The sequence below is a fragment of the Paracoccus sp. S1E-3 genome, from assembly GCF_013868135.1.
Lineage (GTDB): Bacteria > Pseudomonadota > Alphaproteobacteria > Rhodobacterales > Rhodobacteraceae > Paracoccus.
The window spans coordinates 438,074-463,732 of sequence record NZ_JACEMU010000016.1; the positions used below are offsets into that span (position 1 = coordinate 438,074).

Annotated in this window: 25 protein-coding genes and 1 pseudogene; 10 read left to right on the top strand and 16 right to left on the bottom strand. The window is 66.7% G+C overall.

Translation table 11 applies throughout. The features are described from left to right. Window positions 1-135: 135 nt before the first annotated feature. The 3 genes from H1S04_RS16695 to H1S04_RS16705 all read right to left on the bottom strand — a co-directional run bounded on the left by H1S04_RS16695 (window position 136) and on the right by H1S04_RS16705 (window position 5,345). Complete coding sequence (locus H1S04_RS16695; RefSeq protein WP_181746642.1) at window positions 136-2,754, bottom strand: DNA translocase FtsK; 2,619 nt, start codon at window positions 2,752-2,754, stop codon at window positions 136-138. Between the two features lie 11 nt (window positions 2,755-2,765). Next, a complete protein-coding gene (locus H1S04_RS16700; protein WP_181746643.1) occupies window positions 2,766-3,938 on the bottom strand; it encodes an aminotransferase class I/II-fold pyridoxal phosphate-dependent enzyme in 1,173 nt (390 codons plus the stop codon). 72 nt (window positions 3,939-4,010) lie between these two features. Continuing rightward, window positions 4,011-5,345 (bottom strand): amidase, encoded by a 1,335-nt coding sequence (locus H1S04_RS16705; protein ID WP_181746644.1) that lies wholly within the window; start codon window positions 5,343-5,345, stop codon window positions 4,011-4,013. A 107-nt stretch (window positions 5,346-5,452) separates the two neighbouring features. On the opposite strand from H1S04_RS16705, the gene H1S04_RS16710 reads away from it, so the two are divergent. Continuing rightward, a complete protein-coding gene (locus H1S04_RS16710) occupies window positions 5,453-6,676 on the top strand; it encodes a UbiH/UbiF/VisC/COQ6 family ubiquinone biosynthesis hydroxylase (RefSeq protein ID WP_181746645.1) in 1,224 nt (407 codons plus the stop codon). Window positions 6,677-6,735: 59 nt separating this feature from the next. Here the strand turns inward: H1S04_RS16710 and H1S04_RS16715 are convergent, their stop codons facing one another. The 4 genes from H1S04_RS16715 to H1S04_RS16730 form a co-directional block, all read right to left on the bottom strand. Then, window positions 6,736-6,942 (bottom strand): Trm112 family protein, encoded by a 207-nt coding sequence (locus H1S04_RS16715; RefSeq protein WP_181746646.1) that lies wholly within the window; start codon window positions 6,940-6,942, stop codon window positions 6,736-6,738. Next, window positions 6,939-7,577 carry an LON peptidase substrate-binding domain-containing protein gene (locus H1S04_RS16720; RefSeq protein WP_181746647.1) on the bottom strand — a complete coding sequence of 213 codons (639 nt, stop codon included), beginning with the start codon at window positions 7,575-7,577 and terminating at the stop codon, window positions 6,939-6,941. Before H1S04_RS16720 ends, H1S04_RS16715 begins: the two co-directional genes overlap by 4 nt. Then, window positions 7,574-8,482: a thioredoxin gene (gene trxA / locus H1S04_RS16725; RefSeq protein WP_181746648.1), complete on the bottom strand. Its 909-nt coding sequence runs from the start codon at window positions 8,480-8,482 to the stop codon at window positions 7,574-7,576. Before trxA ends, H1S04_RS16720 begins: the two co-directional genes overlap by 4 nt. Before the next feature lie 63 nt (window positions 8,483-8,545). Next, window positions 8,546-9,331, bottom strand: coding sequence for an exodeoxyribonuclease III (locus H1S04_RS16730; protein ID WP_181746649.1), 786 nt, complete (start codon window positions 9,329-9,331; stop codon window positions 8,546-8,548). A 124-nt stretch (window positions 9,332-9,455) separates the two neighbouring features. On the opposite strand from H1S04_RS16730, the gene H1S04_RS16735 reads away from it, so the two are divergent. Further along, window positions 9,456-10,772, top strand: coding sequence for an MFS transporter (locus H1S04_RS16735; RefSeq protein ID WP_181746650.1), 1,317 nt, complete (start codon window positions 9,456-9,458; stop codon window positions 10,770-10,772). Window positions 10,773-11,010: 238 nt separating this feature from the next. Here H1S04_RS16735 and H1S04_RS16740 read toward each other — a convergent pair whose 3' ends face one another. Further along, window positions 11,011-11,748 (bottom strand): type II CAAX prenyl endopeptidase Rce1 family protein, encoded by a 738-nt coding sequence (locus H1S04_RS16740; RefSeq protein WP_181746651.1) that lies wholly within the window; start codon window positions 11,746-11,748, stop codon window positions 11,011-11,013. Between the two features lie 163 nt (window positions 11,749-11,911). Continuing rightward, complete coding sequence (locus H1S04_RS16745; protein WP_181746740.1) at window positions 11,912-12,598, bottom strand: response regulator transcription factor; 687 nt, start codon at window positions 12,596-12,598, stop codon at window positions 11,912-11,914. 125 nt (window positions 12,599-12,723) lie between these two features. On the opposite strand from H1S04_RS16745, the gene ribA reads away from it, so the two are divergent. The 4 genes and pseudogenes from ribA to H1S04_RS16765 all read left to right on the top strand — a co-directional run. Continuing rightward, entirely contained in the window at window positions 12,724-13,779 is a 1,056-nt protein-coding gene (gene ribA / locus H1S04_RS16750; RefSeq protein ID WP_181746652.1) for a GTP cyclohydrolase II, read from the top strand. Continuing rightward, window positions 13,776-14,312: a L,D-transpeptidase gene (locus tag H1S04_RS16755; protein WP_298947675.1), complete on the top strand. Its 537-nt coding sequence runs from the start codon at window positions 13,776-13,778 to the stop codon at window positions 14,310-14,312. The genes ribA and H1S04_RS16755 overlap by 4 nt, the downstream gene beginning before the upstream one ends. A gap of 87 nt (window positions 14,313-14,399) precedes the next feature. Then, complete coding sequence (gene cysK, locus H1S04_RS16760) at window positions 14,400-15,479, top strand: cysteine synthase A (protein ID WP_181746653.1); 1,080 nt, start codon at window positions 14,400-14,402, stop codon at window positions 15,477-15,479. Window positions 15,480-15,570: 91 nt separating this feature from the next. Further along, window positions 15,571-15,861, top strand: a pseudogene (locus H1S04_RS16765) (GNAT family N-acetyltransferase); the annotation flags it as partial. 268 nt (window positions 15,862-16,129) lie between these two features. On the opposite strand, the gene H1S04_RS16770 reads toward H1S04_RS16765, so the two are convergent. Then, window positions 16,130-16,525: a helix-turn-helix domain-containing protein gene (locus H1S04_RS16770; RefSeq protein ID WP_181746655.1), complete on the bottom strand. Its 396-nt coding sequence runs from the start codon at window positions 16,523-16,525 to the stop codon at window positions 16,130-16,132. Window positions 16,526-16,636: 111 nt separating this feature from the next. Between H1S04_RS16770 and H1S04_RS16775 the strand changes: the two genes are divergently transcribed. Genes H1S04_RS16775 through H1S04_RS16790 form a run of 4 tightly spaced genes read left to right on the top strand, consistent with a single transcriptional unit; the run spans window position 16,637 to window position 19,262 of the window. Continuing rightward, the gene (locus tag H1S04_RS16775; protein ID WP_181746656.1) at window positions 16,637-17,692 is read left to right on the top strand and encodes an LLM class flavin-dependent oxidoreductase; all 1,056 of its coding nucleotides are present in this window, start codon (window positions 16,637-16,639) and stop codon (window positions 17,690-17,692) included. A gap of 23 nt (window positions 17,693-17,715) precedes the next feature. Further along, window positions 17,716-18,360 (top strand): NADPH-dependent F420 reductase, encoded by a 645-nt coding sequence (locus H1S04_RS16780; protein WP_181746657.1) that lies wholly within the window; start codon window positions 17,716-17,718, stop codon window positions 18,358-18,360. Between the two features lie 24 nt (window positions 18,361-18,384). Beyond that, the gene (locus H1S04_RS16785; protein ID WP_181746658.1) at window positions 18,385-19,053 is read left to right on the top strand and encodes a DsbA family protein; all 669 of its coding nucleotides are present in this window, start codon (window positions 18,385-18,387) and stop codon (window positions 19,051-19,053) included. Continuing rightward, window positions 19,053-19,262 (top strand): hypothetical protein, encoded by a 210-nt coding sequence (locus H1S04_RS16790; protein WP_181746659.1) that lies wholly within the window; start codon window positions 19,053-19,055, stop codon window positions 19,260-19,262. Before H1S04_RS16785 ends, H1S04_RS16790 begins: the two co-directional genes overlap by 1 nt. Window positions 19,263-19,364: 102 nt before the next feature. Here the strand turns inward: H1S04_RS16790 and H1S04_RS16795 are convergent, their stop codons facing one another. The 6 genes from H1S04_RS16795 to H1S04_RS16825 form a co-directional block, all read right to left on the bottom strand. Continuing rightward, window positions 19,365-21,020: a Na/Pi cotransporter family protein gene (locus tag H1S04_RS16795; protein WP_181746660.1), complete on the bottom strand. Its 1,656-nt coding sequence runs from the start codon at window positions 21,018-21,020 to the stop codon at window positions 19,365-19,367. A gap of 21 nt (window positions 21,021-21,041) precedes the next feature. Next, a complete protein-coding gene (locus H1S04_RS18545) occupies window positions 21,042-21,302 on the bottom strand; it encodes a hypothetical protein (protein ID WP_220185264.1) in 261 nt (86 codons plus the stop codon). 441 nt (window positions 21,303-21,743) lie between these two features. Further along, window positions 21,744-22,502 carry an SDR family oxidoreductase gene (locus H1S04_RS16810; protein WP_181746663.1) on the bottom strand — a complete coding sequence of 253 codons (759 nt, stop codon included), beginning with the start codon at window positions 22,500-22,502 and terminating at the stop codon, window positions 21,744-21,746. Further along, on the bottom strand, window positions 22,502-23,779 hold the full coding sequence (locus tag H1S04_RS16815; protein WP_181746664.1) for an L-fuconate dehydratase: 1,278 nt from the start codon (window positions 23,777-23,779) through the stop codon (window positions 22,502-22,504). Before H1S04_RS16815 ends, H1S04_RS16810 begins: the two co-directional genes overlap by 1 nt. Next, window positions 23,776-24,618 carry an ureidoglycolate lyase gene (locus H1S04_RS16820; protein ID WP_181746665.1) on the bottom strand — a complete coding sequence of 281 codons (843 nt, stop codon included), beginning with the start codon at window positions 24,616-24,618 and terminating at the stop codon, window positions 23,776-23,778. The genes H1S04_RS16815 and H1S04_RS16820 overlap by 4 nt, the downstream gene beginning before the upstream one ends. A 61-nt stretch (window positions 24,619-24,679) precedes the next feature. Further along, entirely contained in the window at window positions 24,680-25,627 is a 948-nt protein-coding gene (locus H1S04_RS16825; RefSeq protein ID WP_181746666.1) for an ABC transporter substrate-binding protein, read from the bottom strand. Window positions 25,628-25,659: the final 32 nt, after the last annotated feature.

Consider the following 25,659-nt stretch of genomic DNA (forward strand, 5'->3'; position numbering starts at 1 on the left):
GGGATTTCAGCCTGTGATTGATCGGCGCTTCTGTCCAGAACCAATGGGCCACCTGCTTCTGGACCTGCGCTTTTGTGATCTGCACGTGATCACAAGACTGTCGCATTTCCCGTGGCTTATGCCATTGCCGGGGACCTAGATCTCCGGCACCAGCACCTCGCGTTTGCCGACATGGTTGGCGCTGCTGACCACGCCCTGTTCCTCCATCATCTCGACGATGCGGGCGGCCTTGTTATAGCCGATGGCCAGCTTGCGCTGGATATAGCTGGTCGAGCATTTGCGGTCCTTGGCGACGATCATCACCGCCTGATCGTAGAGCGCGTCGTCGCCATCGGCCGAATTGCCAAGCCCCAGCACCGCATTGATGTCGGAGGCCACATCGTCTTCCGGCCCGTCGACCACGCCCGATTTGTAGCTGGGCGGCCCGAAGGATTTCAGGTGGTTTACGACTTCCTCGACTTCCTCATCCGACACGAACGGTCCGTGGACGCGGGTGATGCGCGAGCCGCCGGCCATATACAGCATGTCGCCCTGACCCAGCAGCTGTTCGGCCCCCTGTTCACCCAGGATGGTCCGGCTGTCGATCTTCGAAGTCACCTGGAAGGAAATCCGGGTCGGGAAGTTCGCCTTGATGGTGCCGGTGATCACATCGACCGAGGGACGCTGCGTCGCCATGATCAGGTGGATGCCCGAGGCCCGCGCCATCTGCGCGAGACGCTGGATGCAGGCCTCGATTTCCTTGCCGGCGACCATCATCAGGTCGGCCATCTCGTCGACGATCACCACGATATAGGGGAAGGTCTCGGGCTGGAATTCCTCGGTCTCGAAGACGGGTTCGCCGGTATCCTCGTCAAAACCGGTCTGGACGGTGCGCTTGAACAACTCGGACCGGGCGAGCGCCTCGCGGACGCGGCCGTTATAGCCCTCGATGTTGCGGACGCCCATCTTGGACATCTTGCGATAACGCTCCTCCATCTCGGCCACGACCCATTTCAGCGCCACCACGGCCTTCTTGGGGTCGGTCACGACCGGCGACAGCAGATGCGGGATGCCGTCATAGACCGACAGTTCCAGCATCTTCGGGTCGATCATGATGAGCCGGCATTCCTCGGGCGTCAGCTTGTAGAGCAGCGACAGGATCATGGTGTTGATCGCCACCGATTTGCCCGAGCCGGTCGTCCCCGCGATCAGCAGGTGGGGCATCTTGGCAAGGTTCGACACGACCGGGCCGCCGCCGATATCCTTGCCGAGCGCGAGCGGCAGTGGGTAGGAGGCATCGCCATAAGATTTCGCCGACAGGATCTCGCGCAGCAGCACCTTTTCGCGGCGGGCGTTCGGCAGTTCGATCCCGATCACGGTGCGGCCCGGCACGGTCGAGACACGCGCCGACAGCGCCGACATCGAGCGCGCGATGTCGTCCGACAGGCCGATCACGCGGGACGCCTTCAGGCCCGGCGCGGGTTCCAGTTCATAAAGCGTCACGACCGGGCCGGGATGAACCGCGGTGATCTGGCCCTTGACGCCGTAATCGTCCAGCACCGCCTCCAGCATGCGGGCGTTTTCGGCCAGGGCTTCGCTGGACAGTTGGTGGCGTTCGATGGTCGCGGCGGCGGTCAACAGGGACAGCGGCGGGCATTCGTAATCGCTGACGTTTTCGTCGAAGCGCAACGCCGGTTGCGCCTCGGCGCGGGCCTGACGCGAGGGCGCGGCGGGCTTGGGCGGAGCGACCACCACGCGCGCGGTGTCGGCCCCGAAAGGATGGGGATCGGCGGGTTCGATCAGCTCGTCCTCGTCCTCCGGGCCAAGCTCGAATTCCTGATGATTGGCATTCAGCCGCTGCGTGACCGAAGCCAGCAAGCTGCCGCCGCGTTTTGTGATCACATCGCTGATCCGGGCCGAGACCTCGTCGGCCGAGGGAGCGGTCGCGTCATGGGCTTCGGGCTCGACCAGTTCGGAATCCTGGTCCCAATCCTCGGCCGGGCGACGCCGGAACAACCGGCGCGGGGCGCCAGGCTCCTCGGCCGCCCGTTCGGCCGCCTCCCCGCGATGGGCGCGGCGCTCGGCGGCGCGGGCCTTCAGCCCCTGCGCGGCGCCGACGGCCCCCAGTGCGCTGCGGCCCATCAGGCGCAGCGCAATATCATAGGCGGTGACCAGCCCGGCCCAAAGCCAGCGGCCCAGACGGCGCCCCTCGGCCAGATCGAAGCCCAGCACGAAGCCATAGAACGCAATCGCCCCCGCGGCCATCAGCAGCGCGCCCAGCTTCAGCGACGCTGCCGGACCGAAGGGCAGCAGCGTCATCAGCCCGCCCATCATCATGTCGCCGAAATGGCCGCCAAGGCCGAAGCTTTCCTGCCAGCCGGCCGGCGGCACCAGCGACGCGCAATAGACTGATCCCAGCGCCACGGCGATGGGCAGGAAGACGGCGCGCATCACCCGCTCCTCGCCCCGGTGCAGCATCAGGCGCAGGCCCCAGACGCTGGCGCCCAACACCAGCCCCCAGGCACCATAGCCCGCGATCATCATCAGGGGCGCGGCCAGATAGGCCCCGAAGCGGCCCAGCAGGTTCACCGGCGGCTGATCGGTCGCGGCCAGAAAGCTGGGATCGTCGGGCGACCAGCTGTATAGCAGCGCCGCCAGCAGCACCGACAGCAGCACCAGCCCGGCCCCAAGCAGTTCCTTGCCGCGCCGTTCCAGCGCCGCCTGGGTGTTCTGGTCAAACAGCGGATCGCGTTGTTTCGCCTGCCAGCTGGCCATGCGCCTGCCCCCTAGTAGATAGTCTGCCGCAGGCGGTTCAGCGCCTGCTCGGTTTCGTCTTCGCCGGCCACCAACGCCACGCGGATATAGTCCCGGCCCGGATTGAAGCCGTCCACCTCGCGCGACAGATAGGCGCCCGGCAGCACCTGAATGCCGGCATCGCGCCACAGGATCGTGGCGGCTTTTTCGCCATCGTCAACCGGCAGCCACAGGAAAAACCCGCCCGCAGGCCCCTGATAGCCGGGGACATTTCCCAGCACCCGGTCGGCAATGGCGTATTTGCGCAGATACAGCGCGCGGTTTTCGGTCACATGGCCTTCATCCGCCCAGGCCGCCGCGCTGACGGCTTGCGCGGGCAGCGACAGCGGCGCGCCGGAATAGCTGCGCAAACGGCGCAGGGCGGCGATATTGTCGCGGCTGCCGGCCGCGAAGCCTGACCGCAGACCGGGCAGGTTCGAGCGTTTCGACAGCGAGTTGAACATCACCACCCGGTCGGCCAGCCCCATGCGCGTGGCCACGGCCAGGGCGCCGGGCGGCGGGGCGTCGCGATAGATCTCGGAATAGCATTCATCGGCGAAGATCAGGAAATCGTGCCGGTCCGCCAGCGCGATCAGCTGTTCCAGATAATCCCCGTCGGCGATCGAGCCCTGCGGGTTGGCCGGCGAGCAGATATAGGCGAGCGCGGTGCGGTCCAGCGTCGCGGCGTCAAGCCCGGCATAATCGGGCAGGTGTCCGGTTTCCGCCGTCGCCGGCACGAAGACCGGATCGGCACCCACGGCGGCGGCGGCCACGGCATAGACCTGATAGAACGGATTTGGGATCAGAATCGCCGGGCGGGCGCCGTTCTTCTGTTCCGGGCACAGGGCGAGCGCGGCGTTGAACAGGCCCTCGCGGGTGCCGTTCAGGCTGGTAATGCGGTCGGGCGCGACCTCAAGCCCGTGGCGGCGGCCGATCCAGTCGGAGATTGCGCCCAGCAGCGCGGGGGTGCCCTCGTTCGGGGGGTATCTGCCGAAATCAGCAATGCTGGCCGCCATGATCGGGGCGACGAAATCGGGGACCGGGTGACGCGGCTCGCCAATGGTCATGACGATTGGATCGCCGCCGGGCTGGATGCCCGACAGCAACGCGCGCAGGCGCGGGAATGCGTATTCCGGCAGGTTCGAAAACCGCTCGGGTATTGCCATGACTGCCTCTCAATCGGGGTCGTGTCGCCCCGTTATGAGGGAAGGTTACAGAAAGCAGGGCCTTGCGTCCAGTCAGCTTGAGGCCGAAAGCGCCGCTTCCATGGCGCGGGCGACACGCAGCAGGTGCCGGTCGGCGCCCGCTATCCCCATCGCCATGATCCCGCAGGCGGGCCGGCCGGTCGGCAGCGTCACGGCCGGAAGGCCCAGCACATTGCCGATGCGGGTGTTGCGCAGCGCCAGCATGTTCTCGGCCGCGAAGAAATCGGGATCAGACAGCAGCCGTTCGCGATCCGGCGGCAGGATGGGCGAGGTGGGCAGGATAACCGCGTCAAAGCCCGCCACCGTCTCGGCCCAGACCTGGCGCAGCCGGTCCAAGGTGATCCAGGCGTCGACATAATCGGGCGCCGGAACGCTGGCGCCGGCCCGGAATCGGGCAAGGATCGGCGGATACATCGCCTCGGGGTCGGCCTCGATATGATCCTTCCAGGTGCCATAGGCCTCGGGCGCGAACAGGGCCGGCGACAGCGCCATCGCCTCGGCCACGACCGGAGGGGCGGCGCGGGTGATGCGGGCGCCGGCCCGGTCCAGCCGGTTCACGGCCTCCTCGAAGGCGGCGACGGGGGCGTCGCGCGCGTCTTCGAAGGGAAGGCCGTCCGGCACCAGCAGGCGCAGCCCGGCGGGCGCGGCACCGGTCAGATCGGGCGCACGGGTGCCGGCGATCACGGCCAGCAGTTCGGCGCAGTCCTCGACGCTGCGGGCCAGGGGTCCGGCCACGTCGAATCGCCCGCAAAGCGGCACCACCCCCCGCATCGGCACCGCGCCGGGCGTGGGCTTGAAGCCGACCAGCCCGTTCCAGGCGGCGGGCAGGCGGATGGAGCCGCCGGTATCCGACCCGATGGTTGCCGCCGCCAGCCCCAGCGCCACCGACACCGCCGAGCCGGAGCTGGACCCGCCGGGCGCCAGCGCCGGATCGAGCGCATTCGGCGGGGTGGCGGTGATCGGGTTCACGCCCAGCCCGCTGAAGGCCAGTTCCGTCATGTGGGTCTTGCCCAGACAGGCCAGCCCCGCCGCCGTGGCGTTTTCCAGCACCGCCGCATCGCGGTCGGGCGTCCGGCCCGCCAGCAGGGCGGATCCGGCCTCGGTCGGGATGCCGGCGCTGTCGACATTGTCCTTCCAGCTGATCGACACCCCGTCCAGCAGACCCCGGCGCAGCCCGGCGCGGGCGCGGTCATGGGCGGCAATCGCCTCGGCCCGCGCGCGGTCGGGGGTCAGGCGGGCGAAGATCAGATTGCGGTCGGGGTGACGCAAAGCGGCCTCCAGATAGGCCTCGGTCAGGTCTACGGGCGAGACCAGCCCCGCCATGATCCCCCGACCCTGCTCACATGCCGTTCCGGTCAGCCAATCCATTCCCCACGCCTCCGAGGTCCCATCTGGAAAGGCTAATCCGCGCCGTGGGGGCCGTCCATCTCTTTTGCCGCATGGACCTGCGCCGGGGGGGCGCATACACTGACCGGATGGAACATGATTTCGATGTGGTGATCGCGGGCGGCGGCCTGAACGGGCCGGCCCTGGGACTGGCGCTGGCGGATGCCGGTCTGCAGGTGGCGGTGGTTGACGCCGCGCCCGCACGCGCACGGGCTGCGGATGCCTTTGACGGGCGCGCATATGCGCTGGCGCTGGCATCGGTGCGGTTGCTGATGGGCATCGGCCTCTGGCCGGCGCTGGCGGACAGCGCCCAGCCGATCCGCAAGGTTGTCGCCACGCAGGCCCGCAGCACCGGCGAGGCGGGGCATTTCGGCCTGTTCTTCGACAGCGCCGAGATCGAGGAAGGCGTGCTGGGCCAGATGCTGGAGGACCGCTTCCTGTATCGCGCCCTGCTGGAGGCGATGCAGTCCCGCCTGACCCACATCCCCGAAACGCAGGTGACCGGGCAGGCCGCCGATCCGGGCGGCGTCACAGCCCGGCTGTCGGATGGCCGCAGCCTGCGCGCGCGCCTGCTGGTCGGTGCCGACGGCCGCCGCTCGGGCGTGGCGGAACGCGCCGGGATCGCCCGCACCGGCTGGGATTACGGCCAGACCGCGCTGGTTGCCGCGCTGGATCAACAGATCCCGCACGAGGGAACCGCCCATCAGGTTTTCCTGCCCACCGGCCCGCTGGCGGTGCTGCCTCTGCGGGGGGACCGGTCGTCAATCGTGTGGTCGCTTACCCGGCGGCAGGCGCGCGCGATCGCGGCGTTGAGTGATGCGGACTTTCTGGACGTGCTGGCCCCGCATATCGGCAACATCACCGGCCGGATCGGTCTGGCCGGGCCGCGCTTTTCCTATCCGCTGAACCTGACGCTGGCGCAGGACTACACCGCCGAGCGGGTGGCGCTGATCGGCGATGCCGCCCATGGCGTCCACCCCATTGCCGGGCAGGGCCTGAATCTCGGGCTGCGCGATGTGGCGGCGCTGGCGGAATGCGTAGTCGAGGCCGCGCGGCTGGGCGAGGATATCGGCTTTGCCACCACGCTGGACCGTTATCAGGGCTGGCGGCGGTTCGACTCCACCGCGCTGGCGCTGGGAATGGACAGCGTCAACCGGCTGTTTTCAAATGACAACCCGCTGCTGCGCGCCGCGCGGGACCTCGGGATGGGCGCGGTCAATGCGGTGCCGGCCCTGCGGCGGCGCTTCATGCGGCAGGCGGCCGGGCTGACCACCCAGCCGATGCCGCGTCTGCTGGCCGGCCGGCCGTTGTAACGCCAGAACCCGCCGGGGCAGTTCGGCAGGTTATCATCGCGATTCAGAAAACGGTGCGGTCAGTCCGCCTTGATCTGGCGGGCCTCGTCGATCAGCATGATCGGGATGCCGGCGCGGATCGGGAAGGCCAGGCCCGCAGCCTTCGACACCAGTTCCTGGCGGGCGGCGTCGTAATGCAGCGTGCTGTGGGTCACCGGGCAGACCAGTGCTTCCAGCATGTGGCGGTCGAATTCCGGCGCGGGCCGTTCGGGGGTTTCGGTCGTCATTGCATCACCTCGTCATTCTCGCCGCCGCGAAGTTCATATTCCAGCAGCCCCTCCAACAATTCGCGCCGTTCGGCCAGGGTCACGGCCTCCAGCAGACCCTGCTTGTCCTGAACCTCCAGCGGCAGGGCCATGGACAGCGAGTTGATCAGCAGTTCGACCTCGGCCCGGCCTGCCACGTCCCAATCCGTGGACAGCGCATGCGCCTCCATGTAGCGGCGCAGCAGGTCCATGAAATGGCCACGATCCCAGCCGGGGTCCTGTTCGGGGGCGCCCTGATCGGCCGCGTAATCCGACCAGTCGGCGAAACCCTGCGGATAGGGCGCGAAGCCCTGCTCGGCCTCGGTCAGGCGAAAGCGCGACACCTGCCCCAGCGAGATCATGTAACGCCCGTCATCCTGTTCCGCGAAACCCACGATCCGCCCGGCCGAACCGACATGCGCCAGCGTCGTGCTCTCCTCGTCCAGCGGCTGGATCATGCCGATCAGCCGGTGCGGGGTACGCAGGACATCGTCCACCATCTGCAGATAGCGCGGCTCGAAGATGTTCAGCGGCAGCCGCGAGCGCGGCATCAGCACCGCACCCGGCAGGACGAACAGCGGCAAAGTCTCCGGCAGATCGAAGCTGCGCCGGATCATGTGTAGATCAGGCTGGACAATTTGCGGCGCCCCTTCTGGGCGATCGGATCGGTTGCCTTCAGGGCATCGAAAATGGTGAAAAGCTGCGTCTTGGCGGCGCCGTCATTCCATTCGCGGTCGCGCCGGAACAGTTCCAGCAGCTGATCCACAGCCTCCTCGATCCGGCCGCCCGCATGCAGCGCGGTGGCATAATCAAACCGCGCCTGATTGTCTGCCGGATCGGCCTCGACCCTGGCGCGCAATTCGTCCAGCGGGCCCGCATTCGCCGCCTGCCGCGCCAGCGCCAGCTGGGCGCGCGCGGCCTCGACCGGGGCCGAAGCGGTGATCGCCGCGGGAACCTTCTCCAGCGAGGCCGCCGCCGCTTCCGCCTTGCCGGCCGCCATCTGCGACCGGATCAGGCCGCCCCAGGCTTCGGCGTTTTCGGGTTCTTCGCCGATGATCGCCTCGAACGTCTCGGCGGCGTCGTCGAAGGCGCCCTCGGCCAGCATCCCCTCGGCCGCTTCCAACGCTTCGCCCAGACCGCCGTCATCGCCCGACAGCGCCGTCAGCTTGTCGACGAACTGCTTGATCTGGCTTTGCGGCAGCGCGCCTTGGAAGGCATCGACGGGCTGGCCCTTGTAGAAGGCATAGACCGTCGGAATCGACTGCACCTGCAATTGCGCGGCGATCATCTGGTTCTGATCGACATTGACCTTGGCCATGACGACGCGGCCCTTGGCCTTCGACACTTCGGCTTCCAGCATCGGACCCAGGGTCTTGCACGGCCCGCACCACGGCGCCCAGAAATCGACGATGACCGGCACTTCCATCGACTTCTCGACCACTTCGGCCATGAAGGTCGCTTCGGTCACGTCCTTGATATACTGGCCGGCCGGCGCGGGCTCGGCATTGTCTCCGATCAGCATGGGATTCTCCGAATTGTGTTTGCGAGCAATATGGGGCGTCGCCGGGCGAGGGAAAAGGGGCGCTTAAAGATCAAAGCTGGCCAGCACCGGCACGTGGTCCGAGGGCTGATCCCATCCCCGCACCGGGCGCAGGATGCGGCTGCCGTGTCCGGCGCCGGCGATATCGGGCGTCGCCCAGATGTGATCCAGACGGCGCCCCTTGTCGGCGGCATCCCAATCCCGAGCGCGATAGGACCACCACGAATAAAGCAGCCCGGACGGAATGTCCTGACGGGTGATGTCGACCCATTTGCCGGCATCCTGCGCGGCGCCCAGATGCTCGACCTCGACCGGGGTGTGGCTGACGATCTTCAGCAATTGCCTGTGCGACCAGACATCGTCCTCGCGCGGGGCGATGTTCAGATCGCCGACCATGATCGAGCGCGCGGGCCGGTCGGCGTGAAAGACGTCGCGCATCTCGGTCAGGAAATCCAGCTTCTGGCCGAATTTCACATTCAGCGCGCGGTCGGGGATATCGCCGCCCGCCGGGACGTAGAAATTGTGGATGGTGACGCCGTTTTCCAGCCGCGCAGCCACGTGCCGGGCATGGCCGAGACGCGCATAATCGCGATCGCCCGCATCCTCCAGCGGCAGCCGCGACAGGATCGCCACGCCGTTATAGCCCTTCTGCCCGCGTGCGACCATGTAGCGGTAACCCAGCGCGGCAAAGCCTTCCAGCGGCACCTTGTCCACCGGGGACTTGATCTCCTGCAGGCAAAGAATGTCGGGCGCCTCCTCGCTGAGCAGGCGCGCAACCAGCCCGGCGCGCAGGCGGACCGAATTGATGTTCCAGGTGGCGATGGTGAACATGGGCAGCCTTTCTGTCAGGGTCGAAAACCTAGCGATACATTCCCTGACTGTCGAGTGCGGCAAGATTATCCTTTGTGGAGCACGACTTGCCCGCTACAACATCGCATCCGACGAGGAGAACGGGATGCAGATGACCATCGACGAAGCCCTGGCGCGGGGCGGGGCGGGCAGTTTTCAGAAGCGGTTGCTGGGAATTTTCGGGCTGGTCTGGGCCGCCGACGCGATGCAGGTCATCGCGGTGGGCTTTGCCGCGCCCTCGGTCGCGGCCACCTTCGGGCTGGAGCGTCCGGCCGCCCTGCAGATCGGCACGCTGTTCTTTCTGGGCATGTTCGTGGGCGCCTTCGTCTTCGGACGTGTCGCCGACCGCTTCGGCAGGCGCAACGTGCTGATGCTGACGGTTGCGGCGGATGCGGCCTTCGGCCTCGCCTCGGTCTTCGCGCCCAGCTTCGAGGTGTTGCTGGTGCTGCGCTTCCTGACCGGGGTGGCCGTGGGGGGCACACTGCCCGTCGATTACGCCCTGATGGCCGAGTTCCTGCCGCCCAAGAACCGCGGCCGCTGGCTGGTCATGCTGGAGGGCTTCTGGGCGGTCGGCACCATCGTGGTGGCGCTGACCGCATGGCTGGCGGCCAGCAATGGCGCCAGCGCGCCCTGGCGCTGGATCTTTCTGGTGGCGGCGCTGCCGGCGCTGATCGGGGTTTTCCTGCGGCTCTGGGTGCCGGAATCGCCGATGTATCTGCTGAAATCCGGCCGTCAGGATGACGCCCGCCGGGTGGTGAACCAGGTCCTGTCGACCAACGGCGCCCCGCCGATCACGCCCGATACCGAACTGACGATCGCCACCCCGCCCGAGGGCGCGCCGACCTCGATCTTCGCGCCCAGCCTGCGCAATCGCACCATCGGGATGCTGGCGGTCTGGTTCCTCGTCTCGCTGTCCTATTACGGGGTCTTCGTCTGGGTGCCGGGCTGGCTGGCCAATGAGGGCATGGGCTGGGTGCGCGGCTATGGCTTCCTCGTCATCCTTGCGCTGGCGCAGGTGCCCGGCTATGCGCTGGCCGCCTACGGTGTCGAGCGGTGGGGACGCCGGCCCACGCTGATGGGCTTTCTGCTGCTGTCGGCACTTGCCTGTTTCCTGTTCACCCTGTCGATGAACCCGACGCTGGTCGCGGCCTCGCTGCTGGTGATGAGCTTCGCGCTTCTGGGCTGCTGGGGCGCGCTATATGCCTTCACGCCCGAACTGTATCCGACCAATCTGCGCGGCACCGGCATGGGGACCGCCTCGGCGGTGGCACGGCTGGGCGGGATCTTCGCACCGACGCTGCTGGCGCTTGCCTTCGCCAAGGGCTTCAGCTTCGCCATCGGCGTTTTCGCTGCGCTTCTGGTGCTGGCGGCGCTCGCATTGTTGCTGGTCCGCACCGAGACCCGCGACCGCGCCATCGGCTAGGCGCAAAAGAAAGCCCCGGGGGTAATCCCCGGGGCAAGTCGAGTCGAGACAGGGTGGGTATGGCCGTATCCCCGAACCATTGGGCTTCACCGCCCTAACCCGCGGGGACAGATCCGGTTCCAAAGGTCTTTTCCGGGTCCGGTGCTTCGGCCAATAACCGCCCATCCACCAGATCCGGGGGCCGCTTGGACAGGTTCGCACCGCTTCTGACCCATGATCCGGCTCTGGTGCGCCGCGCCTATGCGATGAGGACCATCGGCACGACGAGGATTCCGTTCGCCACCGCATGAAGCAGGATCGAGGCGCGTAACCCGAAGCGCATCCGCGCGAAGGCCCAGTTCACCCCCGCCACGAATTGCGGCAGCAACATCGGGATGACCGTGGCAGAGGTCCCCTCGTCATAATTGCTCCAATGCACCAAGGCGAAGCTGGCGCTGCTGAGCCAGAAGAACCAGACGAAATGGCGCTGGAAGAAGGGCACAGGCTGGCGGCCGCCGCGCCACAGGATCAGCACCGCAACGATCCCCGCAAGGATCAGCAGCCATTGCTGGATCATCTCGGCGCGCGGACCCTCGCCGATCCGGCTTAGAAAAGACGCCAGAAACAACCCCGCCAACACCAGCAGATAGCGCGGCGTGCCCTTCAGCCAACTGCGAAACAGGAACTCCTCCGCCAGCGGGGCTATGATGACAGCGCTGATCAGCAACAACCGGGGATCGCCCATCCCGTCATCGGAAAAGCCGGGCAGCGGCAGGTTCAGCCGCGTCAGCACCAGCGTATAGCCGGACACCACCAGAACCGAGACCACCATCAGTGCCACATCCAGCAGGAACAGCCAGAACAGCTGCCGCAAGACCATGCCGTCCCAGGGCCGCCGGCTTTCCATCCAATACGGGCGGCGCAGATAGGCCCACAGCTCGGCATAGATACCGCGCGCGCGGGTCCAATCGCTGCGCCTGTCGATGTCCGCGACCATGTCTCACGATCCTTTCAAGCCACTCGAATCAGATCGGGTCTGCTTTTAAAAAATTGCCCCGGCATTCCGCCGGGGCCAGTCGAGACAGGGAGGGTGTGGCCGTATCCCCGGCCACTGGGTATCGCCGTGTAAACCCGCGCCAGCGGGTTGGGTTCCACCGATCTTAGGCGATCAGGCGATAACCGCCGCTCTCGGTGACCAGCAGCCGCGCGTTCGAGGGATCGGGCTCGATCTTCTGGCGCAGGCGATAGATATGCGTCTCGAGCGTATGGGTGGTGACGCCGGCATTATAACCCCAGACCTCGTGCAGCAGCACATCCCGGGGCACCACACCGTCCTGCGCGCGATACAGGTATTTCAGGATGTTGGTTTCCTTCTCGGTCAGGCGGATCTTGCGGTCCTTTTCGTCGACCAGCATCTTCATCGCCGGCTTGAAGGTATAGGGGCCAAGCTGGAAGATCGCGTCCTCGGACTGTTCATGGGTGCGCAGCTGGGCGCGCAGCCGGGCCAGCAGGACCGGGAACTTGAACGGCTTGGTGATGTAGTCGTTGGCGCCACTGTCCAGACCCAGAATGGTGTCGGCATCAGTGTCATGCCCCGTCAGCATGATGATCGGGCATTTGACGCCCTGCTTGCGCAGCCGCTTGCACAGCTCGCGCCCGTCGGTATCGGGCAAGCCCACGTCCAGCACCACCAGATCAAAGATGGCGCCCTTGGTGCGTTCAACGGCCTCGGCGCCGTTGCCTGCTTCGAACACGTCGAAATCCTCGGTCGCGACCAGCTGTTCGGCCAGTGCCTCGCGCAGGTCTTCCTCGTCATCCACCAGCAGAATTTTCTTCAGTCCGGCCATGGTCATGCCTCCAAAAGCGTTGTTTGACGGCAAGCTGACTTGCGCCCGCCCTTCCGTCCAGCCATGTTACGAAATCCTCACGCGCTCTTGTCGCTGAGCCTCGAAATGTTTCAGTTTGTTTCAAGATGAGCCTGCTTCCGACCCTCGAAGAACAGATTTTCCGCGCCCGCGCCGAGCTGCGGATGGGGCTTGCGGTGCAGATCGACGGCTGGATCGCCGCCTCGGTCGAAACGCTGCGGCCCGACCGGCTGGCGGCGATGCGCGCGCTTGGCGAGATGCAGCTGGCCGTCACCGCGCGCCGGGCGGAAACCCTGAAGGCCCGCGCCTATGACGGCGATCTGGCCCGGATCGCGGTCCCCGCCGATGCCGACCTGACCTGGCTGCGCGCCGTGGCCGACCCGGTGGCCGATCTGATGACGCCGCTGAAAGGCCCCTTCCGCACCCTGCGCGGCGGCGATACCGCGCCGCAGCTGGCGGCGATCATGCTGGCGAAATCGGCGCGCCTGCTGCCCGCGATGCTGATGGTGCAGGCCGCCACACCCGGTCTGCCCGATCTGCCCGCGCAGACGGTGATCAAGACGCTGGCGGCCGAGTCCATCCTGCACCCCGTCGCAGCCGCGCGCCTGCCGCTGGCCGCCGCCGAGCATTCCCGCCTGCATATCTTCCGCCCCGAAGATGGCGGGATCGAGCATTACGCCGTCGAGATCGGCGACCCGCCGCGCGCGGGCGCGCCGCTGGTGCGCCTGCATTCGGCCTGCTTCACCGGCGATGTGCTGGGCAGCCTGAAATGCGATTGCGGCCCGCAGCTGCATGCGGCCCTCGACGCGATGGGCCAGCAGAATTCGGGCGTGCTGCTTTATCTCAATCAGGAAGGGCGCGGCATCGGGCTGGCCAACAAGATGCGCGCCTATGCCCTGCAGAATCAGGGCTTCGACACCGTCGAGGCCAATCACCGCCTCGGATTCGAGGATGACGAGCGCGACTTCCGCATCGGCGCCGAGATCCTGCGCGAAATGGGTTTTGACCGCGTCCGGCTGATGACCAACAACCCCCGCAAGGTGGCGATGCTGCAGGGCCATGGCATCGAAGTCGTCGAACGCGTCCCCCTGATCCTGCCTGCCAACCGCTTCAACCGTGCCTATCTGGCGACCAAGGCGGAAAAATCCGGGCATCTGCTGTGATCACCCTGACCCCGCAGGGCCTGCGTTTCAGGCGCCGCAATCTGCCCTGCAGCATCGGCCGCGGCGGCGTCACAGCTGACAAACGCGAAGGCGACGGCGCCACCCCGGCCGGCACCCTGCGCATCGCCGAACTATGGTATCGCCCCGATCGCCTGCCGGCCCCGGCCCCCTGGGCGCGCCCCATCGGTCCCGGCGATCTTTGGTGCGACGACAGCGCCCACCCGGCCTATAACCACCACGCCCGCGCGCCGTTTGCCGCCAGCCACGAGAAACTGCGCCGCGCCGATCCGCTTTACGACATCATCCTGACCACAGACTGGAACTGGCCGCTGGCCCTGCCCGGCCGCGGCTCGGCCATTTTCCTGCATCAATGGCGCCGCCCCGGCTTTTCGACCGCCGGCTGCATCGCCATGTCACGGCGAGACCTTCTTTGGCTCGCCGCCAATGCCCCGCCCGGCACGGCCGTCTTCATCCCATCTTCTGTGCCCAAATATCTGCGCGTCCGGGGCGGCGCCCCGGAAACGCGCGTCTGACCCCGCGCCGTCGGCACGCAAGACCCTGTGCAATGGCGGCAATCACGCTATCCTGCCGCCATTGCTTCTGTTCAATGCGAGGTTTCGATGACACAGCAAGGCATCAGGACGACCAAGGGGCGCGGGCGGCTGTATGACAGCATCCTCGACACGGTGGGCGATACGCCGGTCGTGCGCATCAACAACCTCGGCCCCGATGGCGTGCGGCTTTACGTCAAGGCCGAGTTCTTCAACCCCGCCGCCTCGGTCAAGGACCGGCTGGCGCTGAACATCATCGAGGCCGCCGAACGCTCTGGCGCGCTGAAGCCCGGTCAGACCGTGGTCGAGGCAACCAGCGGCAATACCGGCATCGGGCTGGCGATGGTCTGCGCGCAGAAGGGCTATCCGCTGGTGGTGACGATGGCGGAAAGCTTCTCGGTCGAGCGGCGGCGGCTGATGCGGATGCTGGGGGCCAAGGTGGTGCTGACCCCCGCAGCCGAGCGCGGCACCGGCATGTATAAAAAGGCGGTCGAGCTGGCCGAAAAACACGGCTGGTTCCTGGCCCGCCAGTTCGAGACCCCGGCCAATGCCGATATTCACGAATCCACCACCGCGCAGGAAATTCTTGGCGATTTCAAGGATCAGCGGCTGGATTACGTGGTCACCGGCTATGGCACCGGGGGCACTGTGACCGGGTTGGCGCGGGTGCTGCGCCGCGAACGCCCCGAAACCCGGATCGTGTTGACCGAACCCGCCAACGCGGCCCTGGTCGCCAGCGGCACACCACAGGAACGCGGCCCCGACAACAGCCCCGCCAGCGGCCACCCCGCCTTCCAGCCGCATCCGATCCAGGGCTGGACGCCGGATTTCATCCCCTATGTGCTGCAGGAAACGCTGGACAAGTCCGGCTATGACGCGCTGATGGCGGTGCCCGGCCCCGAGGCGATCGCCTGGGCGAAGAAGCTGGCCGCGCAGGAAGGCATCCTGACCGGCATTTCCGGCGGCGCCACCTTCGCCACCGCGATGCAGATCGCCGAAACCGCCGCGCCGGGCGCGGTCATTCTGGCGATGCTGCCCGATACCGGCGAACGCTATCTGTCGACGCCGCTGTTTCAGGACATTCCCGAAGGAATGGACGACGCCGAAAAGGCGCTGTCGGCCTCGACCCCCGGCTATCAGATGGGCTGAGGCGCGGGCCGTGCGGCGGGCTGGACGGCCGCCGCCGAAAGCGCCAGCATGAGCCTATGGGGCACCGCCCCGTCCAACAGAATCGCAGGAGAGGCAGATGGATCACAGCGTTATCGACAACCCGGCCGAGCATCGCTTTCAGATGGCGCTCGACGGGGACGACATTGCCGCCGCCTATTACCAGATCGACGAGAACGGCAATGTGGTGCTGACCCATACCGAGGTGCCGTATGAATATGGCGGCCGGGGCATCGGCACGCGACTGGCGACCGGGGTATTCGACCAGTTGCGCGCCTCGGGCCGCAAGGCGGTGCTGAAATGCAGCTTCATGGCGCATTTCTTCGCCACCCATCCCCAATATGCCGATGTCGTCGCGGGTTAGCCCGCCAGGATGATATCGCCTCGCGCTGCAAGGCGGTGCTGAGGAAGCCGGCAGGGGCAGCATGGCGCCGGCGCAGGCGGCTGGAATAAGCCGGTCCGCGGAACCCGGAACATACTGCTGCCGGGCGCCCGCCTGTCCGCACGCCGCATCCGCGGCGGTCTGGGGAATTCTCCCCAAAGTCCATCGGGCCGAAATGCACCACTCACCTTCAGGCCGGAGAAAGCCGGGTGCCAGCGATCTGGGGATCGCTTTCCAGCATCCGCCCCCCCTATTCCGCCTCAAGCCCGTCGAAACGGGTCTGGGCCTCCGCGATCACGCCCTGATGGGCGAGGGCCCATTGGCCCAGGGCCTCGACCGGGCCGCGCAGGGAATGGCCAAGCGGGGTGAGTTCATATTCCACGCGCGGCGGCGTCGTGGGATAGACCTTGCGGGTCAGCAGCCCGTCACGCTCCATCCCGCGCAGCGACAGCGTCAGCATGCGCTGCGAAATGGTGCCGATGGCGCGCTTGATCTCGTTGAAGCGGCGCGGGCCCGCGCGCAGGGTCATCACGATCATCACCGACCATTTGTCGCCGATCCGCGCCAGAATGGGCCGCACCGCCTGACATTCGGTCACCAGTTCACCACTCTCAAAGCCGTCTTGGGCAGGGTCGGAAGGTATCATGGATGTGCCTTCTTGTGTCGGGAATTTCAGTATCAATATAGGTGCAAGTTACAAATTTATACCAGCGTTGCCGAAACAAAATTGAGGCCCGCTGAAGGGAAGGAGATCCTGATGGAACTTGGTGTCTACAGTTTCGGCGACGTGCAGCGGGATACCGACGGCGCGCTCGGCTCCACCGCGCAGGCGCAACGCAACCTGCTGGAGGCGATCCGGCTGGCCGATGAGGTCGGGCTTGATTACTTCGGCATCGGCGAACACCACACCCACGAAATGCCCGCCTCGGCGGCAACGGTGGTGCTGGGGGCGGCGGCCTCGGTGACGAAGAACATCATCCTCGGCAGCGCGGTGACGGTGCTGTCCACCGATGATCCTGTGCGGGTCTATCAGCAATTCGCCACGCTGGACGCGCTGTCGAATGGCCGGGCCGAGATCACCGCCGGGCGCGGGTCCTCCACCGAAAGCTTCCCGCTGTTCGGCCACAGCCTGAATGACTATGACGACCTTTATGCCGAAAAGCTGGATCTGCTGCTGAAGCTGAACGAGACGCCGCGCATCACGTGGGAAGGCCGGTTCCGTCCGGCGCTGGATGATGCGCTGGTGGTGCCCCGCCCCGATCGCGGGCACCTGCCGATCTGGCTGGCCACCGGCGGCAATCCCAACTCGACCGTGCGGGCGGCGGTTGCCGGGCTGCCGATCAGCTATGCCATCATCGGCGGACCCGCCGAACGCTTCGGGCCGCTGGCGGACCTGTATCGCCGCGCGGTGGAACAGGTGGCGCATCCGAACGCGCAGACCCGCATCTCGGTCGCCAGCCCCGGCTTTGTCGGCAACGACGCGCAGGCGGCCAAGGACCTGTGGTGGAAGCACTATCACGAGGCTTTCCGCGCGCTTGGCGAAATCCGCGGCTTCCCGGCCCCGCAACGCGCAGGCTTTGACCGCGACGCCAATGGCGGCGGCGCGCTGTTCGTCGGCAGCCCCGAGGAAATCGCCGAACGCATCGTCGCGCTGCATGGCGTCATGGGCCACGATCGGCATTTCTTCCAGATGGATCTGGGGCAATTGCCGCAGAAGGACTTCCTCGGCGCGATCGAGCTGCTGGGGACGAAGGTAAAGCCGCTGGTCGATGCGGCGCTGGCGGAAAAAGCGCCCACGTCCGAGACGGTGTGAACGAACAGGAAAAGGAATTCACGATGACCGACATCAAGGTGATTGGTATTCTGGGGGCGGGCCGCGTCGGCACCGCTCTCGCCCGCCGGGCGCTTGCGGCAGGGTATGAGGTGCGTATCGCCTCGGCCCGCGCACCGTCCGAGATCGCGCTGATGATGGATTTCGTCGCCCCCGGTGCGGTCCCCGCGACCACCGAACAGGTGATCGCGGAAAGCGACATGGTCCTGCTGGCCCTGCCGCTGTCGAAATACCGCAGCCTGCGGCCCGAGGCCTTCGCCGGCAAGATCGCCGTCGACGCGATGAACTACTGGCCACAGACCGACGGCGTGCTGCCGGAATTCGAGGGCGCGCCCGTCAGTTCCGAAGTGGTGGCCGACCATCTGGCCGGGGCCCGGCTGCTACGCGCCTTCAACCATCTCGGCTATCACGAACTGGACGCCGAGGCCCGCCCCGCCGGCGACCCCGGCCGCCGGGCGCTGGCGATTGCGGGCGACGATGCGGCGGCGCGCGCGGATCTGGCGGTGGTGATCGACCGCATGGGCTTTGATCCCGTTGATGCGGGACCTTTGGCGCAGGCTCGTGCGTTTGCCATTGGAACGCCGCTGTTCGGCGCCCCTCTGGGCCGCGTCGAAATGCAGGAAGCCCTGGCCGGGCAACAAGCGGCCTGACCACGAACCCACAAGGAGATTGCCGTGAGCACCCCCATCAAGATCGACATCTGGTCGGATATCGCCTGCCCCTGGTGCTATATCGGCAAGCGGCGTCTGGAAAGCGCGCTTGCCGGCCTGTCTGATGGCAAGACGGCGCCCGAGGTCGAGATCCAGTATCACAGCTATGAACTGGATCCCTCGGCGCCGGCGGAATATCCGGGCAACCACGCGGAATATCTGGCCAGGCATCTCGGCGCCTCGGCCGAGCAGGTGCGCCAGATGGATGAGCAGATCACCGGCCTCGCCGCCGCCGAGGGGCTGGATTACCATCTTGGCGACATTCAGGTGACCAATACCGGCAAGGCGCATGAACTGATCCATTTCGCCGAAAGCCAGGGCAAGGGCCCCGAGATGAAGGAACGCCTGCTGCGCGCCTATTTCGTCGAAGGCCGCCATGTCGGCCGGATCGCCGAACTGGCCGATCTGGCGGCGGAAATCGGGCTGGACCGGGCGGCGGCCGAACAGGCGCTGCAAGCAGGAAGCTTCGCCAAGGCGGTCGAGGAGGACAAGGAACAGGCGCAGGCCTATGGCATTCGCGGCGTGCCCTTCTTCGTGATCGACGGCAAATACGCCGTCTCGGGCGCGCAGGAGGCCGAGACCTTCCTGCAGGCCCTGCGTAAGGTCGAGGCCGAACACAAGGCGGCCGTATGATGGCCGGCCCTCGCCTTCCCTTCACCCCGCTGACCCCGCTGACCGAGGATGCCGCCACCTGCGCAGGCGGCGTCTGCGCCCTGCCCGGCACCTCTCCCGCGCCGAAGACGGACGCGGCCCCGGCAGACAACTCCACCCCGGCGGCGGGAAGCGCATCGCCGGATAATCCCGCCCCCGTGGAAAATCCGGCGGACGACCGCAGGCGCTGAACCGGCAACGGTCCTGCAACTGAAAAGCCGCGCTTCCGGCGCGGCTTTTGAATATGGCGCGTCCGATATTTCGGCCGGACAGATGGCGCAGGACCCTCGGCCTCAGTTCTCCGGCATATCCGCGGATGAGGGGTCGTCGTCCCCGTCGCGATCCTCGTCGCGCAACCGCGTCTTGGTCAGGCCGCCATGGTGTTCCAGCACCGCATAGGCGATCGTCGCCAGCTTGCTGTTGACCTCTTTCAAGACCGCAATCAGTTCGAGATGCTGATTGCTGGAACTGAGGCTGGTCAGATTGCCGCCCCGGACCCGTTGCAGGTGCTTGCGCCGGCTTGCCTCCTCCAGCAGGGTCACGTTGCGCTTGTGCAGGACCAGCCGGCGCGCCGCCGCGGCCTGCCCGGTCCAGGCCACCTGCTGGGCGAGGATCAGCGCCCGGCGGACGGCCTCGACCAGTTCGTCGATCTCGGCGGCGCCTTCGGGGGTCAGGGCGAATTCGCCCTTCACCTGCGCCGCGCGGATCTCGATATACTTGCCCGACAGAATATCGGCGCTGCGCTCGATGCGGATGGCGAAATCGAGGATGTGGCGGATCTCGGCAAGGGCCTCGGGCGGAAGCTGTGGAAGCGAGGCGAAGGCCAGACGCAGGTCCGACAGGGCGGTGTTCATCTGCCGCTCGACCGACATGACGGCACGGGGATCGGGCGCGGCGGCGGATGCCTGGGTGAACATCTCGGACAGCAGCGCGAGCATATGATTCAAGCCGCCCTTCATCGCGGTGACGATGATGTCGGGATCGGTTTCGCCGCGCGGGATGGTGATGCCGGCCGGCATCTGCACGCCGCGATCCCCGGACTCGGGCCGGCGGCCCAGCTGGCGGGCAAGCGGCGTCAGCCACAGCAGCAGGAAGTTGAAACCGATATGGCCCAGCAGCATCGTGTCGGTGGTCGCCGGCAGGTGTGGCGCGATGAAGGGCCGCGCCACCAGCAGCCCGGCCAGCAGAACCACCGCCAGCCCGCAACGCAGAAGCGCGATGATGCGCGCCAGCCTCAGCGCATCGCCTTCCTCGTTCCGCAGCAGCCACAGGGGCAACAGCGCGCTGCCGATATTGCAGCCCAGCACGAAGCCAAGCCCCGAAAGCGGGCCCAGCCCGGCATGGTCGGCGATGAACAGCCCGGTCAGGATCGCGGCCAGGCTGGAATGCATCAGCAGGGTCAGCGCGGTGCCGATGACCGCCGCCGTGATCGGATCGTCCCGCAGCGCCCCAATGAGCGATCCTTCTTGCGACAGAGCCTGAAGCGGCTGGACCGAGTCGCGGATCACGCCCAGCGACATGAAGATCAGTCCCAGACCCAGGATCGCCCGCCCCAGATTCTTGCGCCGCGCCTCGGGCGAGTAGAGATAAAGCCACCCCCCGATCAGGATCGCCAGCGGCCCCAGCGCGGAAACCGGCAAGGTCAGAAACCGCACCGCCAGCGCCGAGCCGAAATCCGCCCCCATCGCCAGCGCCAGCGCCGACGCCATGGGGATCGCATTGCTGCCGACCATGCCCGCCGCCATCAGCATGACGACCGTCGCCCCCTGCATCACGAAGCCCAGCACCGCCCCCTTGGCGAGCAGTTGCACCGCGCCCGAGGACTCGTCCAGGCTTTGCCGGATCTGCGTGCTCCACAGCCGCTCGATGCCGATGCGCATAAAACGCACAGCGAACAGCAACAGGACGGCGCCGCTGAGAAGGTGGACAAGGAAGGACAGAATGGCCATGGCAGCTGGATTCCGGCGGGATCAGGCGGTGCCGGACGGCAGCATATCGGCCGGGCGCCCCGGTGTCGCGGTCCGCATGACCGGACAGCGCCACCGAAGTGCGAGGCCTGTCCGCGCGATGTCGCGGATGATCTCGATCAGGCGGTCGGTCATCGCGGGCGGGATGATCATGCTCTCCGGCTTTCGGGTGGGATGGCGATGGCGCGGCAGGCCGTTGCTGCCGCCCGTGGCGCCCTGCGCGCCCCTGGCAAGCAACTGCCGAGCGATCGCCGGGTCGTTCACCGTTGCTATCGCGACAGCCGCGCCTGCGTCAAGCCGACATGCAAGGCCGAAGGGCCGACCTGCACGGCGCAGCCGGGCGCGGCAGAGGCCGGCTTCGCCGGGCGCAGTCTGTGATTCGCCAGGGGTGAGGAGGCGGACAGGATGCCGGCGGCCGACGGGGATCAAGCACAGGTCGGCGAAGCCCAAGCACCCTTGGCGTTTGAAGGATCAGATAACCAGTTGCAGGGGCGGTTACCCGACGAAGGATCACCCGGATCCCGCCACGGTCAAATGCTTCCATGGTGATGTGCACGACAGTTATGCGCGCGACCGGCTGCGCCGACAACTCCGGCGACCCGGCGTCGCTCTGGGCAGACGTCCTGCGCCTGTCTCGGCGGGGTCAGGACCTCAGCGTCGGACCGATCGCGACCACCGGATGTGGCCGATGCCGGGGCGGGACGCCTAGATCGCCCGGTCGAGATGGGTGTAGCCGCCGTCAGGGAACAGCCATTCGCCGGTCATGTGGCTGGCGCGGTCGGACAGCAGAAACAGGCAGCAATCGGCGATCTCGCGCGCGGTGGTCATGCGCCGGCCGAGCGGGATGCGTGCGGTGATCCGGGCCAGTGCGCTCTCGGGGTCGGGCAGCGTGGCCAGCCAGCGTTCGTAAAGCGGCGTCATCACCTCGGCCACGACGATGGCATTGACGCGCACCCCATCGGGCAGGAACTCGACCGCCCATTCGCGGGTCAGGCCAAGCTGCGCCGCCTTGGCCGCAACATAGGCCGAAGTGCCCCCCTGCCCGGTCAGTGCGGTCTTGGAGCTGATATTGACGATGGCACCGCCCGTCGCGCGCAGGTCGTCGCGCAGCAGATGGACCATCGTGTAATAATGCACCAGGTTCTGGTTCAGGCTGGCGCGAAACGCCTCCGGCCCCTTGTCCAGCCCGATGCTGTCATTCGCCCCGGCATTGTTCACCAGCCCGTAGATGCTGCCATGGCGGGCGCGGATCGCCTCGACCGCATTCCGGCAGTCTTCGTCATCCGACAGTTCCGCCCGGACGAAATCCGCGCGGTGACGCATCAGCCAATCCGCATCGGGCGACCGCCGCGCGATGATGACGGGCCTTGCCCCTTCCTCGGCCAGCCCCTCGGTGATGCCCGCGCCGATGCCCGATCCGCCGCCGGTCACGATCACCACCTTGTCCTTCAGATTGAGGTCCATCACGCGCCCCGGAAGCGATACCGTTCCAGACTTTCAGGTTTCATCTGGATGGAAAAGCCCGGCATCGATGGCGGCATATAGGCGGCATCACGGATCACGCAGGGATCGAGGAAATGCTCGTGCAGGTGATCGACATATTCGACCACCCGCCCCTCGCGGGTGCCCGCGACGCAGAGATAGTCGATCATCGACATGTGCTGGACATATTCGCACAGGCCCACGCCCCCGGCATGGGGACAGACCTTCAGCCCGTATTTCGCCGCCATCAGCAGCACGCCCAGCAGCTCGTTCAACCCGCCCATGCGGCAGGCGTCGATCTGGACGATATCGATCGCGCCTTCCATGATGAACTGCTTGAACATGATGCGGTTCTGGCACATCTCGCCGGTCGCGACCTCGACCGGGGCCACGCCCGCGCGGATGCGGCGGTGGCCGGCAATGTCGTCGGGGCTGGTAGGTTCCTCGATGAACCACGGATTGACGAACGACAGTTTCTTCACCCAGTCGATGGCCTGATCGACCTCCCAGACCTGATTGGCGTCGATCATCAGGTTCACGTCCGGGCCGACCTCGTCGCGGGCGATGGTCAGGCGGCGGATATCGTCGTCGAGATCGCGGCCGACCTTCATCTTGATATGGCGGAAGCCGGCATCCACCGCCTCGCGGCACAGGCGGCGCAGCTTCGCGTCATCATAGCCGAGCCAGCCGGCGCTTGTTGTATAGCATGGATAGCCCTCGGCCTTCAGCGTGGCGATGCGGTCCTGCTTGCCCGCCGCCTGCGCGGTCAGGAAATCCAGCGCCCATTCCGGGGTGATGCAATCGGTCATGTAGCGGAAATCGATGCAGCGGACCAGTTCCTCGGGCGTCATCTCGGCGACCAGTTGCCAGACCGGCTTGCCCTCGGCCTTGGCCCACAGATCCCAGGCGGCATTGACCACCGCGCCGGTCGCCAGATGGATCGCGCCCTTGTCCGGGCCGATCCACCGCAACTGACTGTCGCCGGTGACGTGACGCCAGAAGCGGCCCATATCCTCGGCGATCCAGTCGAGGTCCAGCCCGACGACCAGCGGGCGCAGCGCCTCGATGGCGGCGACGCAGATTTCATTGCCGCGCCCGATGGTGAAGGTCAGGCCGTGGCCCTGATGCGGGCCATCGGTTTCGAGGATCACGTAAGCAGCGGAATAATCCGGGTCGGGGTTCATCGCGTCCGATCCGTCCAGCGACTGGCTGGTCGGAAAGCGCACATCCTCGGTCCTGAGGCCGGTGATGCGGGTCATGCCCTGACGACCTTCTGCACCTGCTCGCCTAGGCCGTCGATGCCCAGACGCATGGTTTCTCCGCCCTTCAGATAGACCGGCGGCTTCTGCCCGAGGCCCACGCCCGGCGGCGTCCCGGTCGAGATCACGTCGCCCGGCTGCAGCGACAGGAAGCGCGACAGATAGGCGATCAGTTGCGGCACGTTGAAGATCATCGTCGAGGTATTGCCGTTCTGGAAACGCTTGCCGTCCACCTCCAGCCACATCGGCAGGTTGGCCACGTCCCCGGCCTGATCCGGTGTGACCAGCCACGGGCCGATGGGGCCGAAGGTGTCGCAGCCCTTGCCCTTGTCCCAGGTGCCGCCGCGCTCCAGCTGCCATTCGCGTTCGGACACGTCGTTGATGACGCAGTAACCGGCGACATGGGACAGCGCGTCGGCTTCCTCGATATAGCGGCCGCCCTTGCCGATCACCACGCCCAGTTCGACCTCCCAATCGGTCTTGGTCGAGCCGCGCGGGATTTCCACATCGTCATTCGGCCCGCAGATGGCACTGGTCCATTTGTTGAAGACGATGGGTTCCTTGGGGATCTCTGCCCCGGTTTCGGCGGCGTGATCGGCATAGTTCAGCCCGATGCAGATGAATTTGCCGACGCGGCCCACGCAGGGCCCGATGCGGGGATCGCCATCCACCACCGGCAGCGAGGCCACATCGAGCGCCGCCAACCGCGCCAGCCCCTCTGGCGTCAGGACATCGCCCGCGATGTCGTCGACATGGGCCGACAGGTCGCGGATCTGCCCCTGATCGTCCAGAAGGCCGGGTTTTTCCTGCCCCATCGGGCCATAGCGCAGCAGTTTCATCTGTTCCTCATGATGCAAAGGGGGCGCAGGGCGAGACAGCCCTGCGCCATGTCAGGACCGGTCAGTCGTAAAGGACCGCGGCGATTTCCGGGTTGTCGATATTGGTCTTGTCATACCAGTAGAAACCGGTGTCGATGGTCTTCTCGACCGGCTCGCCCTTGGCGGCGGCGACGGCGGCTTTCACTGTCTCATAGCCGATGCCGACCGGGTTCTGGGTGATCGCACCGGCCATCAGCCCGTCACGGATCGCGTCGGTCTGGGCCTTGCCGCTGTCATAGCCGACGATGGTGATGCCTTGGGTGCCCGCCTCGCGCACGCCGTTCACCACGCCGATGGCGCTGCCTTCATTGGTGCCGAAAATCCCGTTCAGGTCAGGGTGCGCGGTCAGCAGCGCCTTGGTGATCTCGGTCGATTTCAGGTGATCGCCGCCGCCATATTCCACGGCCACGACCTCGATATCGGGATAGGCTTCCTTGATGCGGTTGACGAAGCCGTCGCGCCGGTCGACGCCGGTGCGCGAGGTCTGGTCATGGGCGACCACGGCGACCTTGCCCTTGCCGCCGATCAGTTCCGCCATCTTGTCGGCGGCGAGCGCGGCGGCGGCGACGTTATCGGTCGCGGCGGTGGCCAGCGGAATGTCGCTGTCCACGCCCGAGTCAAAGGCGATGACCGGGATATTCGCCTCCTGCGCCTGTTTCAGCAGCGGGATCGCGGCCTGACTGTCCAGCGCGGCGAAACCGATGGCGGCGGGCTTGTTCGCCAGCGCGGCGGACAGCATGTCCAGCTGCTTGTCCACCTGGGTTTCGTTATCCGGGCCTTCGAAACTCACGTTGACATCAAGCTCCTGCCCGGCCTTGTCGGCCCCGGCCTTGACCGCCTGCCAGAACTGGTGCTGAAACCCTTTCGAGATCAGCGGGATATACATCTTGTCCTGCGCGAAGGCGCCTCCGGCCATGCTGGCCAGCGACAGCGCGGCAACGGCGCCCATCAGGGTTCTTCTGGTGAACATCTGGTTTCCTCCCTTTGTGCTCACGTCTTTGG

What these genes read in the sequence shown, in the direction of transcription:
- H1S04_RS16695 (WP_181746642.1), bottom strand. Translation starts at nt 2,754, where the DNA reads ATGGCCAGCTGGCAGGCGAAACAACGCGATCCGCTGTTTGACCAGAAC.
- H1S04_RS16700 (WP_181746643.1), bottom strand. Translation starts at nt 3,938, where the DNA reads ATGGCAATACCCGAGCGGTTTTCGAACCTGCCGGAATACGCATTCCCG.
- H1S04_RS16705 (WP_181746644.1), bottom strand. Translation starts at nt 5,345, where the DNA reads ATGGATTGGCTGACCGGAACGGCATGTGAGCAGGGTCGGGGGATCATG.
- H1S04_RS16710 (WP_181746645.1), top strand. Translation starts at nt 5,453, where the DNA reads ATGGAACATGATTTCGATGTGGTGATCGCGGGCGGCGGCCTGAACGGG.
- H1S04_RS16715 (WP_181746646.1), bottom strand. Translation starts at nt 6,942, where the DNA reads ATGACGACCGAAACCCCCGAACGGCCCGCGCCGGAATTCGACCGCCAC.
- H1S04_RS16720 (WP_181746647.1), bottom strand. Translation starts at nt 7,577, where the DNA reads ATGATCCGGCGCAGCTTCGATCTGCCGGAGACTTTGCCGCTGTTCGTC.
- trxA (WP_181746648.1), bottom strand. Translation starts at nt 8,482, where the DNA reads ATGCTGATCGGAGACAATGCCGAGCCCGCGCCGGCCGGCCAGTATATC.
- H1S04_RS16730 (WP_181746649.1), bottom strand. Translation starts at nt 9,331, where the DNA reads ATGTTCACCATCGCCACCTGGAACATCAATTCGGTCCGCCTGCGCGCC.
- H1S04_RS16735 (WP_181746650.1), top strand. Translation starts at nt 9,456, where the DNA reads ATGCAGATGACCATCGACGAAGCCCTGGCGCGGGGCGGGGCGGGCAGT.
- H1S04_RS16740 (WP_181746651.1), bottom strand. Translation starts at nt 11,748, where the DNA reads ATGGTCGCGGACATCGACAGGCGCAGCGATTGGACCCGCGCGCGCGGT.
- H1S04_RS16745 (WP_181746740.1), bottom strand. Translation starts at nt 12,598, where the DNA reads ATGGCCGGACTGAAGAAAATTCTGCTGGTGGATGACGAGGAAGACCTG.
- ribA (WP_181746652.1), top strand. Translation starts at nt 12,724, where the DNA reads ATGAGCCTGCTTCCGACCCTCGAAGAACAGATTTTCCGCGCCCGCGCC.
- cysK (WP_181746653.1), top strand. Translation starts at nt 14,400, where the DNA reads ATGACACAGCAAGGCATCAGGACGACCAAGGGGCGCGGGCGGCTGTAT.
- H1S04_RS16770 (WP_181746655.1), bottom strand. Translation starts at nt 16,525, where the DNA reads ATGATACCTTCCGACCCTGCCCAAGACGGCTTTGAGAGTGGTGAACTG.
- H1S04_RS16775 (WP_181746656.1), top strand. Translation starts at nt 16,637, where the DNA reads ATGGAACTTGGTGTCTACAGTTTCGGCGACGTGCAGCGGGATACCGAC.
- H1S04_RS16780 (WP_181746657.1), top strand. Translation starts at nt 17,716, where the DNA reads ATGACCGACATCAAGGTGATTGGTATTCTGGGGGCGGGCCGCGTCGGC.
- H1S04_RS16790 (WP_181746659.1), top strand. Translation starts at nt 19,053, where the DNA reads ATGGCCGGCCCTCGCCTTCCCTTCACCCCGCTGACCCCGCTGACCGAG.
- H1S04_RS16795 (WP_181746660.1), bottom strand. Translation starts at nt 21,020, where the DNA reads ATGGCCATTCTGTCCTTCCTTGTCCACCTTCTCAGCGGCGCCGTCCTG.
- H1S04_RS16810 (WP_181746663.1), bottom strand. Translation starts at nt 22,502, where the DNA reads ATGGACCTCAATCTGAAGGACAAGGTGGTGATCGTGACCGGCGGCGGA.
- H1S04_RS16815 (WP_181746664.1), bottom strand. Translation starts at nt 23,779, where the DNA reads ATGACCCGCATCACCGGCCTCAGGACCGAGGATGTGCGCTTTCCGACC.
- H1S04_RS16820 (WP_181746665.1), bottom strand. Translation starts at nt 24,618, where the DNA reads ATGAAACTGCTGCGCTATGGCCCGATGGGGCAGGAAAAACCCGGCCTT.
- H1S04_RS16825 (WP_181746666.1), bottom strand. Translation starts at nt 25,627, where the DNA reads ATGTTCACCAGAAGAACCCTGATGGGCGCCGTTGCCGCGCTGTCGCTG.